Raw genomic sequence first — 11,856 nt, forward strand, 5'->3', positions numbered from 1 at the left:
TATGTCTAATAAAATTGCCATTATCCCTGCACGCTCAGGCTCAAAGGGGCTGCCCAATAAAAACATTCTCATGCTATTGGACAAACCTGTACTGGCTTACACCATTGAAGCTGCCAGTCAATCGGGCGAGTTTGATCGCATCATCGTATCAACAGACTCGCTCGAATATAAATCCATCGCTGAGCACTATGGGGCAGAGGTTATCATTCGGGATAAGGCGCTCGCTTCAGATACTGCGACCTCTTTTATGGTTATTGCCGATGTCCTTGAAAAGGTGTCTGGCTATAGCCATTTTGCGCTACTTCAGCCAACCTCCCCATTTAGAACATCTGAACACATCAAGCAAGCCATTAGCCTGTTCGATGCCCACCCAGACGCGAACTTCCTGGCCTCCGTGGCAAAAAGTGATAAATGCTCGGCACTTATCAAACCGATAGATGATGATCTGAGCCTAAAATATTTTGATGAGGATTTCAGTCAATATCGCCGCCAGACCCGATGCGAGTACTCCCCTAATGGGGCAATCTTTATCGCCAATTGCCATCAGTATCTTGAGAAAAAACACTTTTTTGGTAAAGACAGTATTGCCTATATCATGTCTAAAGCCGACTCCATCGATATTGATGACCAATTAGACTTTGAACTGGCCATTGCGATACAGAGCAAAAAGAATAAAGAAAAACAGCTACTGCATGCTATCCAGCAACGTATTGATGACAAATTTTCACGTCCTATGCCTCAATCGCCCATTACCTTGTTAGGGCATTCCCTGTTTGACTATTGGGATATCAAAACGATTTCAGCAATGCCAGTCAATAACTTGGGTATCGCCGGGATCAATACCAAACAATATTTGGACTTTATCTTTGATAACGATTTACTTGACACACTTGGAAAGCACACTGTCATTTTTGCAGGAACCAATGACATTGTTGTTGAGGGGTGGGCTCCCTTAGATACGCTGAAGTGGATTAAAGAGACAATACAAAAAATAAGAGCAATCACCCCTACGTCAAGAATCTATGTTATCTCTGTTCCTCCCGTGAGAGGAAGAATGGATCGTAGCAATGCTGTTATTCAACAGCTCAATACCATGTTGAAAGTACATATCCAAGATGCGCAATGGATTCAGTTGAGTGACCGTTTTTATGATGAATTTGGCAATTTACCCGCTGAATTTACCACCGACGGGTTACATTTTTCACCTGTTGCTTACCAGCAATTAGAACTTGAAGTGGCTGAATATCTACAATGAAAAAATTACTGTATGTAACTGGCTCCCGAGCTGAATATGGCATAATGAAGCGCCTTTTATCAGCGCTCATGCATGATGAAGACGTCGATTTATCCATTGTCGCAACGGGAATGCATTGTGAAGAAAAGTATGGCTTGACCTACAAACAGATTGAAAGTGACGGATTTTGCCTGCATAAACGTATCCCTATCGATATTGATACGACAAATAACGCTGCAATATTGGCATCGATGTCTCTGTGCCAAACCCAGTTTGGCCAGTACTTTCATGATCACCCGTATGATGCCGTGATGCTACTTGGTGACAGGTATGAAATCTTGCCTGTCGCTATTGCCGCTGCTATGCATAACCTCCCGATCATTCACCTACATGGTGGTGAAAAAACCCTGGGTAACTATGACGAGTTTATTCGACATGCGATAACGAAAATGAGCAAACTCCATCTCGCTTCTACCGAGACATATCGCAAAAGGATCATCCAGCTTGGCGAAAATCCAGCATCGGTTTTCAATATTGGTGCCCTGGGGGCCGAAAATAGCCTATCGTTGCCATTGCCAACTAAATCTGCCTTGAGCACCAAGTTCGGGTCTCTTGATAAACCCTATTTCATGGTTGTTTTTCATCCAGAAACACTCAATGACTTTCCCCTGAGCCGGCAGATCGAAGAGCTGCTTTCTGCGCTATACCAACTTAAAGACCAATATGATTTCATTTTTATTGGTTCGAACTCTGATACGGGTTCAAATGAAATTACGGAGAAAATTCGTCTTTTTTGTCATCACAATCAGTTTAGATTCATGACCTCCATCTCTCCCGAAGAGTATCTGTCTTTGATCAAATACTCTCAAGGACTTGTTGGTAATTCTTCTTCCGGACTTATTGAAGTACCATCATTACTTGTACCGACAATCAATATTGGCGACCGCCAAAAAGGGCGAGTGAAAGGTGATACTGTCATTGATTGCCGATGCGAGGAAAAGGATATTTACCAGGCTGTCGTTCTCTCTCAGTCAGAGACATTCCAAAACTTACTCGCAATAAGCACTAACCCCTATTTCCAGGATAATGTACTAGAGGCAGCCCTCGAAAAAATCAAATGCTTCTTATCAAGTGAACCAATCAAATATAAAGATTTCTACGACTTAAACCCGTCTTGACAAGTCTATTCTCTACAGGCTCAATGATGAAAATATTACATATTGCAGCATTCGAAGGAAACATCGGTGACAATGCAAGTCACTTAGGTTTTTTATCCATATTGAAAAAGTTAAATATCAATGCGGAAATTGAACGATTAGAAATAAGAAAGTCATACAACAACTATAATCAAGCAGACAAACTACGTTTCGATTCGAACTTTGCCCAGAAGTGTAATCAGTACGACTGTGTACTCATCGGCGGAGGAGGCTTTCTTGATTTCTGGGTAGAGAATAGCGTAAATGGTACGACACTTAATATCAGTGACAAGGTGCTAGAGCAAATCAATGTTCCGATTCTCATAACGAGTATTGGTTGCCATCCCCACCGAAAAGTCCCTGAAGGCAATGAAGCTAAATTCAAAGCCTTCTTAGATTATGTGATAACAGCACCTAACATTCAAATTGCCCTTAGAAATGACGGTTCAATAGACGTCATTAAGAAAAATTTTGGGGATCATTATCTTTCCAAGATTAGCCAGATCCTTGACCATGGATTCTTTTATCAACCTAAATTAAATAATGCCCTGCCAATAACTGGTGAGTATGTTGCTCTCAATATCACCAATGATCAGCTTGAAATGTACAATGAGGGTAGGAAGCTTAGTGACAAATCAGCCTATCTTGATGAACTAAGCCAACTCGTCACTGAAATAATTGACTCAAAAAAATGCAAAGTCGTCTTGATCCCTCATATACATAGTGACGTGGAAGCGATTGCCGAACTCTTCAGTAATATTCCAGATCGCTATAAACGGAGTGACATAGTCATGGCTCCTTACTTTCAGGGGGATATTGCTACTGACTACTTATTTTCGATATACCATAACAGCAAATGTGTTATTGGCTCCCGTTACCATGCAAATGTATGCTCAATGAGTACTAACTGTACAACCATTGGCCTTTCACCCCTGAAACGAATTGAGTTCATTCACAGCCAGCTATCAACACCCGAAGCTTATATACCAATCGAACCAGGTTTTAAAGATAGAGTACTTTCGCTCATTGACCGTGCCCCATCTATTGACAGCCAAACTTTAGAGAATCTTCGGGCCCAAACTCTCGAATTTTACAGTCATTACTTTTCATCTATCAAACGAAAAGATAAAAACATATAAACCTCAAGGTTAATCTGAAGAAGATAGCTTGTGACATGTTTACATGGAAACTCATGTTACAAGTTTCTTCTTTAATGACAACATCCCGTCACTTTTTCAGCTCCACACCCAGCACCACCATCAAACTGTCATTTTGTTGACTACTATTCAACATAATAAAATCAATTTAAGGCATAATAAACGGATAGAGTCAATTTATATTTATTTACCTGAATTTTTATTTTTTCCCAAGCTCCTCTCTCCGCATCAACACTTTGTAAAATCTTTGATAACCAGATCTAACATTTATAATTAATTTAGATTTACACTAGATAAACAGTATAACTTGTATATATAATTAATATAAATTGACACGTACAATTCATAGGCAAAACGTATGAATATTGGTATTGCAACACTGCTGGGTTATGCCATCAAGGAAATCATTGCACCTGTGGTGCTCGATAATATTCGTGAAGGAAACCAGGAAAAAGTAGAGACCAACGAAATTAAGTCGGCGCTGTCTGAGAGTGAGGATACGCTGAAGATTATCTCTTCAATTGTGGATGTGTTTGTTTAAACCATTTTTCTATTACTGTTCTTGCTCCATCAAATCACTCACCTGCTCGAATACCCGCATGACCTTCTCGCTGTACCTCGGATCGGTTGCATAACCAGCCTTGTGGATCTCATTGATAAACGCTTTCGGATCTTGGGTATTTTCCAGAGCCACTGAATATCTAGGGTTCTGCTGCAAAAACTGGGCGTAGTCATTGAAGCTGGCGTCAAAAGAATCATAAGAACGAAACGCCGCGCGCTCTTGGACGGCAATCCCCTGGTGATATTCCAAGGTTTGCGTCGCCACTTTGTCACCTTTCCAACTCGGATCAGCCTTGATATTAAATAAGTTGTTGCTGTTACCGGCCGCATTGCTGATCACTTTTTTCCCCCACCCCGTTTCCAAGGCAGCCTGGGCTATCAGAACCGCAGGATCAACACCCAAGACACCGGCAGTGCGGCGCGCATAGGGGGCCATATGGGAAACAAAGGCTTGTGGCGTATCAAAACGTTGTGGCTGCGGTGATGGTTGAACCAGACCAGGCGTATTCGGACCGGAGGCACCATTGGCCGCGGTTCGCTGGGCGCTCGCCTTGTTGGCTATCTGGATGATTTCCTCTTCACTCATCGCAGACTGGGCAGGCGCATTGCTGGCAGGCAACGACAGGCTTGGGCTGTTTTCACCCGAGCGGTTATCCGCACTGACGTCTTGCCGCTCGAAAGGCAGGAACTTGCCGCCCCTGTCTAGCTCAACAAAGCGCGGCTCTTTGGCCAACGTACCCTCACTCTGCTGAACAGTACTGTCCTCTTGGTGGGCGCCGAGCTGCTGGACAATCATATCGGCCAAGCCCAAAGAATTGCTACGACTGAGTTCGCTGGCCATCTGCTCATCATGCATCTGCTCGAAAAATTTGGCGTTGCGGCTGCTCATCAAGTCCGACTCGAACGCAGCGTTGGCCTCACGCATCGATTTGAATATCATCTGGGTAAAGATGGCCTCAAACTGCTCGGCTGCGGCTCGCAGGCTGGCCTGCTCTCCCTCTTTTCCCGTTTTCACCCCTGCACGTAGGCGATCGAGGCTTGAGATATCAAGAACAAAGCTGGTATCAGTCGGACTTTTCATCTTGTTCTCCCGTTAGATGACGATCAGCTGGCCTTCAATGGCACCTGCTTGCTTCAAGGCTTGCAAAATCGCCATCAGATCTGAAGGAGCAGCACCAACCTGATTCACCGCACGGACCAAATCATCCAGCGTCACGCCCGGCTCGAACAAAAACATCCGCGAGTCTTCTTCAGTCACGGTAATTTCGCTATCCGGCACCACTACCGTTTGGCCACCGCCAAAGGCATTCGGTTGACTAGCCGATAGGTTTTCCTTAATCGAAACCGTCATCCCACCATGGGTGATCGCCGCCGGCTTCAAGCGAACATGCTGACCGATCACTATGGTGCCGGTACGCGAGTTAACGATAATCTGTGCGCCGGAATCCGCCGTCTCGAACTCGACATTTTCAATGGTCGATAGGAAAGCCACACGCTGACTGACATCACGCGGCGCACGAACCCTAACCGATGCCGCATCCATCGCCGAGGCCACATCGGGGCCCAGAAAGTTGTTAATCGCATCCACCATATTCTGCGCGGTGGAAAAATCCGGTTCGAACAGGTTGAAGGTCAGGAAGTCGCCACGACCAAACGGGTTTGGCACTTCCTGTTCGACAATCGCCCCGGAAGGAATAGTACCTACGGTTGGGGTATTGCTGACAATTCTCGAGCCATCAGCGCCATCAGCGGTAAAGCCACCGACCACTAAGCTGCCCTGGGCCACTGCGTAAATATTGCCGTCCAAGCCTTTGAGGAAGGTTTGCAGCAAGGTACCGCCACGCAGGCTCTTTGCCGAGCCGACCGAAGAGACAGTGACATCGATCTGCTGGCCCTGCTTGGAGAAAGGCGGCAAGGTCGCATGCACCGCTACCGCGGCCACATTTCGGGTCCGGAAGCGCTCGCCTTCCGGAATGTTAATGCCAAAATTATTCAACATGGCGCGAAAGCTTTGCTCGGTATAGTACGCCGATGACGACTCGCCCGTCCCTGGCAGACCAACCACCAAGCCGTAGCCGACCAGCTGGTTATCCCTGACCCCCGCCACAGCCGCCACATCTTTAATGCGGGCAGCGTACGCCTGCGGTGAAACGACTGGCAATACCGATAGCATCAACAAGCTAAATAGCACTGATTGAAAAAACTTTTTCATGATTTACATCGCCGCATTGAAGAATCGGGCAAACCAGCTTGGGGTTTGGGTGTCCTGACGATCGCCGGTCGCCGAATACTGGATACGCGCATTGGAAATCCGCGTCGACGGGATCGAGTTCTCGGAGTCGATATCATCAGGGCGGATCGTCCCGCTCACCCGGATGTATTCATCACCGCTGTTGAGGGTCAGCCACTTCTCGCCGCGTACCAGCAAATTGCCATTAGGCAGCACTTCGATCACTTCCACCGAGATCGAGCCGGAGAAGCTGTTGCTTTGATCCGACGACAGACTGCCGGAGAATTTGTTGTCGTTGGTCAGGGCATACGACAGATCATAGTTGCCGAGATTGACCGGACGGCCACCCAGCATGATTGGCTGCATGTTCATATCGGTCGATTTGCCCAAATCCGAACTGGCACTTTTTCTGGCCTGGGTATTTTCTTCCAGCAGCACAGTGACAATATCGCCAAGGCCGGCCGGACGGGAATCGTTATACAGCCCCATTGAGTTGCTACTGCTAAACAGTGAGCCGGTTGAGGTTGCGTAATGTTCCGGTTTTTCCGGCGGACGGACCGAAGACCAGTTCGGATCGCCCTGAACCGCATCTTCCCGCGTCCGGACCAGACCGATGATGCCATCGCTTTGCTCGGTCGAACCTTCAACCGCATCGACATCACTGACGGCGCTATCGAGATCAGAGCCGGTATCAAAATCCTGCGCACAACCCGAGATAATCGCCACCAACAGTGTCACCCTCAGCACCGGCCAATACTTACCCATACCCTACTCCCTGTTATAGCTGCTGGTTAACGTAGCTCAGCATCTGGTCAACGGTTGAAATCACTTTGGAGTTCATTTCGTAAACCCGCTGCGCCTCAATCATGTTGACCAGCTCTTCGGTCACATTCACGTTGGAGGTTTCCAGCATCGACTGGCGGACGCTACCAAAGCCATCAAGCCCTGGGATCCCTTCCTGCGGATCACCGCTTGCGCCTGTCGGCAGGTAAAGGTTCTGGCCAATTGGCTCCAAGCCGCCTGGATTGATGAAGTTAGTCAGGTTGATCTGGCCCAGTACCTGGTTTTCCTGCTGATCGCGAATACGGGCGGACACCTCACCGTCGGTACCGACGGTAATGGCCACGGCATTATCCGGTACCACAATTTCAGGCTCCAGCACATAACCGGCACCCGACGTTACAATCTGGCCTTCGTTACTGACCGTAAACTGGCCGTTTCGGGTATAGCCGATGTTGCCGTCAGGCAGCATGACCTGGAAGAAACCGTCCCCCTCGACCATCATATCGAGAGCATTATCCGTAGTTTGGGTATTGCCCTGGGTGAACACTTTCTGGGTGGCGACCACTTTAGAGCCGGCCCCGAGCATCAAACCTGATGGCAGGGTGGTATCCTGGGTTGCCTGGCCGCCGGGCTGGTTGATGTTCTGGTAGAACAAGTCTTCAAATACCGGGCGGCTTTTCTTGAAACCCACCGTCGAGGCGTTAGCTAGGTTATTGGAAACCGTTGAGATATTGGTTTGCTGGGCATCAAGGCCAGTCTTACTAACCCAAAGAGCTGGATGCATTGGTTAACTCCTCGCTATTATCCGATTCGCATTAATGATGAAGACGCTTTGTCCATGTCTTCTGCGGTTTTCATCAATTTGACTTGCATTTCAAAGTGGCGCTGAAGGTCAATCATGCTGACCATCTCACCCACGGCATTGACGTTGCTGCCTTCCAGAGCGCCGCTGAGCAAGGTTACCCCCGCGTCGGCTTCAAGCCCCTGAGGGTTGGGGGTCGTTGGCTTGAACAGGCCATCGACATCCTTGTATAACTCGTTGTTGTCAGGGTTAACCAGTTTGATCCGGTTAATGATCACCATCGCTTCCGGCGGCGCCCCCTGCGGCAAGATGCTGACCGAGCCGTCTTTCTGAATTTCAATTTTGTTGATTGGGAGCGGCACGAAGATCGGGGCATCGGCATCGCCCAAAATAAGCTGACCATTACTGTTTTGCAGCATGCCCATTTCATCGATCTTCAAATGACCGGCGCGGGTGTAGGCTTCTTGGCCGGATGCATCTTGCACGGCCAGCCAACCGTTACCTTCGACAGCGACATCCATGGCACGACCGGTCATTTTGACCGAGCCCTGCTCGAAGTTGTTGCCCGGACGCTCGGTCATGGCAAAAACCCGGGTCGGCAACCCTTCGCCATAGGCCTGCATACTTCTCGCCTGCTGCAGATCAGCGCGAAAACCCGTGGTATTGACGTTGGCCAAGTTGTTGGCTGCAACCTGCATGCCGTACATATCTTGTTTGGCGCCACTCATGGCAAGAAATAATGCGCGATCCATCTGTCCGTCCCCTCTATCGATAGGCAATAGCAATGCAAAAAGCATACCACCAGAGAAATCACGGCTAATTGACTGATTTTAAAAGATGAAAAGCAAAAAAGGGAGATTAGGAAGCGCAGAGAGGAAAAGTGTTGCCGCTTAACTGACGTTCATGGTCAAGAAACAAACAAATCACAGCAAGGGGAAATCATCGTGTGTCAAAAAACCGACGCGAGCCCATAACAACAGCGGTTATGGGCTTGTCGTCTTGCACTGAACAATTAGCGGATTTGCAAGATGTTCTGCTGCAGCTGGTTGTTCACATCCAAGGCGCGCGAGCTGGCCTGGAAGTTACGCTGGGCGGTGATCAGGTCGACCAGCTCCTGGGTCATATCGATGTTCGACTGCTCCAGGGTACCGTTCTTGATCGAGCCGAATGAGCCTTGCGAGGCATCGCCCCACACGGCTGCGCCCGAATCTTGGGTCACATTCCACAACGTACCGCCAAGCTGGGCCAGGCCTTGCTCATTGGCCACACGGGCCATGGCCACACGGCCAATCACCTTGTCCTTGCCGTTAGAGTACGAGGCCAGGATGTTACCATCGGAGTCAATATCGACATTGGACAGGTAACCTGTGGTTGCACCGTCTTCATCTTCCAGCTTGCGGATTTCAAACGGTGACGCATACTGGGTCGGCTCATCGTAGTTGAAAATCAGGTTCTGGGAACCGTCTGCGCCGCCAAGCTGAATACCCGCCGTCTGGAAATCAACGGTTTGGAAGTTTGGCGGATTGGTTACCAGCTGGCCTCCGGCATCAAACTGTAGATTGTGGCCCAAATGGCCGGCACCGTTATCAACACCATTCTCGATATCGAGGGCTTTTTCACCGCCGCTATCACTGACCGTGTAATACACTTGCCAGGTATTATCAATCGGCGTTTTTACGTAATAGGCCGACATTTTCAGCGGGTTACCCAAGGAGTCATAAATCGTCGAAGAAGTCGATTTGTTATAGGAATCCGGATCAGAGAAATCGAACGGTGTGATCTTCGGCGCTTGTTCGCCGCTCGGCAGGTTCATCGCAACATTCATGTTCTTCGACATGTTCGGCTGGCCGAACGTATCATCGATCGTCATCGGCTTGGGCTCGTAGGAAGCGACCGTATTGGTCTCTTGGTTCACTTCATAGCCAAGCAGGTAATTATTGTCGGAATTGACAATCTCATTGTTGTTGTTGAGGTGGAAAGCACCATTACGGGTCAGGTTGTTGTTCGCCGGCTCGGCCTTGTTAGGCGCGACCGCAAAGAAACCGGTTCCCGAGACACGCAGATCCAGCGGATTATTGGTATAAATGCTCGAGCCTTCGTGGAACTGCTGGGCCACCGTTGCCGTTTGCACACCACCACCGGTCGTGGTCTTCGAGTTTGAGAAGATGGAGTTCGAATAGACATCAGCAAACTCGGCACGCGACTCTTTGAAGCCGTAGGTATTGGCATTAGCAATGTTGTTACTGGTAGTGTTGAGATCTTTTTGGGCCGCACCCAGGCCACTCAGGGCAATATTCATGCTCATCGTTGATTATCCTTTCGCTTGTGCTTTTCCGACCTGAAGTACATCAGCCAAATTGAATTGTTTGTCGAGACCTGCCAGATTCAGCAATACTTGGCCGTCTCCCTGCCCCATCACCACGCTGTTGACGTTGGCATGGGTGAATACGTCGTAGTTCTGTGTTTCGCCGCCGACCAGGCCCGATACCCGAAGTGTATATTGCCCCTCCGGCATCATTTTGCCCTGTTCGTTCTTGCCGTCCCACTCGATATCGTGATCACCGGCCCCTTTGGCGCCTAAGTTGATGGTGCGTACCAGTTCGCCCTGCGGTGTTTCGACCCGCATCATGGCCTGATCGAGCGAGTTAGTCAGACGGACACGACCACTCAGCCCGCCTTCGGTGGCTTTCATACCGGTCGAACTTGGCACCAGTACATCCTGTCCCACCAACGTCGAAGCCTGCAGCGCCTGGTTAGATGTCATCGCGGTGTTGAGCAAGCCGAACTGCTCGTTCATCTGGTTGATACCATCGACCGTGGCAAACGAGGCCATCTGGGCAATCATTTTGTCGTTACCGACCGGCTCGAACGGGTCCTGCTGCGATAACTGCTTGGTCAGCAAAGAGAGGAAATCCTCTTGCTTGAGCTGGTTCTGGCCTGTTGTTTTCTGCTCTTCTTGAACCTTCTTTTCTTGCATCGACTTCAGCTGGTCGAGGTAAGAGAGGTTGTTAGAACCCGCACCGTTGATACTGCTCATTGCCGTTACTCCCTACCTTACTTGCCCATCTGCAATGTTTTCATCAGCATCTGCTTGCTTGCATCTGCCACCTGCACATTGTTCTGGTATGAACGCGATGCCGAAATCATGTTGGCCATCTCTTCCATCACATTGACATTCGGCTTGTAGATATAACCTTCTGCGTTGGCCATCGGGTGATCCGGGTTGTACTCCGCACTCAAAGGCTTTTCGCTCTCGACAATCCCTCTCACCTGAACCGGGACACTCTCGCTACGCTTGTAACTGGCATTCTGCAGCTCGGCGGCAAACACCGGGTGCCTGGCCTTGTAGGTCTCTTCAGCCGAGCTACTGACGCTGTTGGCATTGGCAAGGTTACTGGAAGTGGTATTGAGGCGCACCGACTCAGCACTCATCGCCGAACCCGATACGTTGAAAATATTAAACAAGCTCATTTATTAATCCCCTTTCAGTGCCTTGCTCAGGTTTTTGAATTTTGCCCCGAGAAAATCCAGTGATGCCTGATACTCAATCGAGTTTTGCATAAACAAATTCTGCTCGAGTTGGGCATCAACGGTATTGCCGTCTCCCGTATCCGGCTGGGTTGGCACGCGGTACTTTTGCTCGCCCATAACCTGTGTGGAGGCAGAAATATGCCGACCGTCAGTGCGGCTGAGGCCAACTTTTGCCCCCGAGGTTGCCGCATTGAGGGCCCGCTGGAAGTCAATATCTTTCGCCTTGTACCCCGGCGTATTGGCATTGGCGAGGTTGCTAGCCAGTGTTTCCGCCCGCTTGGCACGCACGCCGACGGTATGCTGGTGAACACCTAATGCTTTATCAAAAGAAATGGACATGTCTGCCTCCAAAATTCGTTATC

General features: G+C 48.9%; 13 protein-coding genes. 4 read left to right on the forward strand and 9 right to left on the reverse strand.

Annotated features, from left to right (window positions below; all coding sequences use genetic code 11):
- Position 1 precedes the first annotated feature (1 nt).
- From C9J03_RS02765 to C9J03_RS02780, 4 genes are all read left to right on the forward strand, one after another.
- Positions 2–1,255 carry a cytidylyltransferase domain-containing protein gene (locus C9J03_RS02765; RefSeq protein WP_044624003.1) on the forward strand — a complete coding sequence of 418 codons (1,254 nt, stop codon included), beginning with the start codon at positions 2–4 and terminating at the stop codon, positions 1,253–1,255.
- Positions 1,252–2,412, forward strand: coding sequence for a UDP-N-acetylglucosamine 2-epimerase (gene neuC / locus C9J03_RS02770; RefSeq protein WP_044624004.1), 1,161 nt, complete (start codon positions 1,252–1,254; stop codon positions 2,410–2,412). The genes C9J03_RS02765 and neuC overlap by 4 nt, the downstream gene beginning before the upstream one ends.
- 23 nt (positions 2,413–2,435) lie before the next feature.
- Positions 2,436–3,569, forward strand: coding sequence for a polysaccharide pyruvyl transferase family protein (locus C9J03_RS02775; RefSeq protein WP_082060663.1), 1,134 nt, complete (start codon positions 2,436–2,438; stop codon positions 3,567–3,569).
- Positions 3,570–3,945: 376 nt separating this feature from the next.
- Positions 3,946–4,128, forward strand: a complete 183-nt coding sequence (locus tag C9J03_RS02780) for a hypothetical protein (RefSeq protein WP_039460692.1) — start codon at positions 3,946–3,948, stop codon at positions 4,126–4,128.
- A 12-nt stretch (positions 4,129–4,140) separates the two neighbouring features.
- On the opposite strand, the gene flgJ is transcribed toward C9J03_RS02780, so the two are convergent.
- The 9 genes from flgJ to flgB all read right to left on the reverse strand — a co-directional run bounded on the left by flgJ (position 4,141) and on the right by flgB (position 11,833).
- Complete coding sequence (gene flgJ, locus C9J03_RS02785) at positions 4,141–5,229, reverse strand: flagellar assembly peptidoglycan hydrolase FlgJ (RefSeq protein WP_044624006.1); 1,089 nt, start codon at positions 5,227–5,229, stop codon at positions 4,141–4,143.
- Between the two features lie 12 nt (positions 5,230–5,241).
- Positions 5,242–6,321, reverse strand: coding sequence for a flagellar basal body P-ring protein FlgI (locus C9J03_RS02790; RefSeq protein ID WP_420812996.1), 1,080 nt, complete (start codon positions 6,319–6,321; stop codon positions 5,242–5,244).
- A gap of 42 nt (positions 6,322–6,363) precedes the next feature.
- Positions 6,364–7,143 carry a flagellar basal body L-ring protein FlgH gene (locus C9J03_RS02795; protein ID WP_039460689.1) on the reverse strand — a complete coding sequence of 260 codons (780 nt, stop codon included), beginning with the start codon at positions 7,141–7,143 and terminating at the stop codon, positions 6,364–6,366.
- A gap of 13 nt (positions 7,144–7,156) precedes the next feature.
- Complete coding sequence (flgG, locus tag C9J03_RS02800) at positions 7,157–7,945, reverse strand: flagellar basal-body rod protein FlgG (protein ID WP_044624008.1); 789 nt, start codon at positions 7,943–7,945, stop codon at positions 7,157–7,159.
- 17 nt (positions 7,946–7,962) lie between these two features.
- A complete protein-coding gene (gene flgF, locus C9J03_RS02805; RefSeq protein ID WP_044624009.1) occupies positions 7,963–8,715 on the reverse strand; it encodes a flagellar basal-body rod protein FlgF in 753 nt (250 codons plus the stop codon).
- A 260-nt stretch (positions 8,716–8,975) separates the two neighbouring features.
- Complete coding sequence (gene flgE / locus C9J03_RS02810) at positions 8,976–10,268, reverse strand: flagellar hook protein FlgE (RefSeq protein WP_044624010.1); 1,293 nt, start codon at positions 10,266–10,268, stop codon at positions 8,976–8,978.
- A gap of 6 nt (positions 10,269–10,274) precedes the next feature.
- The gene (locus tag C9J03_RS02815) at positions 10,275–11,000 is read right to left on the reverse strand and encodes a flagellar hook assembly protein FlgD (protein ID WP_039460685.1); all 726 of its coding nucleotides are present in this window, start codon (positions 10,998–11,000) and stop codon (positions 10,275–10,277) included.
- Positions 11,001–11,017: 17 nt separating this feature from the next.
- On the reverse strand, positions 11,018–11,434 hold the full coding sequence (flgC, locus tag C9J03_RS02820; RefSeq protein WP_039460684.1) for a flagellar basal body rod protein FlgC: 417 nt from the start codon (positions 11,432–11,434) through the stop codon (positions 11,018–11,020).
- Between the two features lie 3 nt (positions 11,435–11,437).
- Positions 11,438–11,833, reverse strand: coding sequence for a flagellar basal body rod protein FlgB (gene flgB / locus C9J03_RS02825; protein WP_039460683.1), 396 nt, complete (start codon positions 11,831–11,833; stop codon positions 11,438–11,440).
- Positions 11,834–11,856 lie beyond the last annotated feature (23 nt).

It is taken from the genome of Photobacterium gaetbulicola, assembly GCF_003025515.1.
Lineage (GTDB): Bacteria > Pseudomonadota > Gammaproteobacteria > Enterobacterales > Vibrionaceae > Photobacterium > Photobacterium gaetbulicola.

Excerpts from the sequence above, each read along its gene's own strand:
- C9J03_RS02765 (WP_044624003.1), top strand. The coding sequence starts at position 2 with ATGTCTAATAAAATTGCCATTATCCCTGCACGCTCAGGCTCAAAGGGG.
- neuC (WP_044624004.1), top strand. The coding sequence starts at position 1,252 with ATGAAAAAATTACTGTATGTAACTGGCTCCCGAGCTGAATATGGCATA.
- C9J03_RS02775 (WP_082060663.1), top strand. The coding sequence starts at position 2,436 with ATGATGAAAATATTACATATTGCAGCATTCGAAGGAAACATCGGTGAC.
- C9J03_RS02780 (WP_039460692.1), top strand. The coding sequence starts at position 3,946 with ATGAATATTGGTATTGCAACACTGCTGGGTTATGCCATCAAGGAAATC.
- flgJ (WP_044624006.1), bottom strand. The coding sequence starts at position 5,229 with ATGAAAAGTCCGACTGATACCAGCTTTGTTCTTGATATCTCAAGCCTC.
- C9J03_RS02790 (WP_420812996.1), bottom strand. The coding sequence starts at position 6,321 with ATGCTATCGGTATTGCCAGTCGTTTCACCGCAGGCGTACGCTGCCCGC.
- C9J03_RS02795 (WP_039460689.1), bottom strand. The coding sequence starts at position 7,143 with ATGGGTAAGTATTGGCCGGTGCTGAGGGTGACACTGTTGGTGGCGATT.
- flgG (WP_044624008.1), bottom strand. The coding sequence starts at position 7,945 with ATGCATCCAGCTCTTTGGGTTAGTAAGACTGGCCTTGATGCCCAGCAA.
- flgF (WP_044624009.1), bottom strand. The coding sequence starts at position 8,715 with ATGGATCGCGCATTATTTCTTGCCATGAGTGGCGCCAAACAAGATATG.
- flgE (WP_044624010.1), bottom strand. The coding sequence starts at position 10,268 with ATGAGCATGAATATTGCCCTGAGTGGCCTGGGTGCGGCCCAAAAAGAT.
- C9J03_RS02815 (WP_039460685.1), bottom strand. The coding sequence starts at position 11,000 with ATGAGCAGTATCAACGGTGCGGGTTCTAACAACCTCTCTTACCTCGAC.
- flgC (WP_039460684.1), bottom strand. The coding sequence starts at position 11,434 with ATGAGCTTGTTTAATATTTTCAACGTATCGGGTTCGGCGATGAGTGCT.
- flgB (WP_039460683.1), bottom strand. The coding sequence starts at position 11,833 with ATGTCCATTTCTTTTGATAAAGCATTAGGTGTTCACCAGCATACCGTC.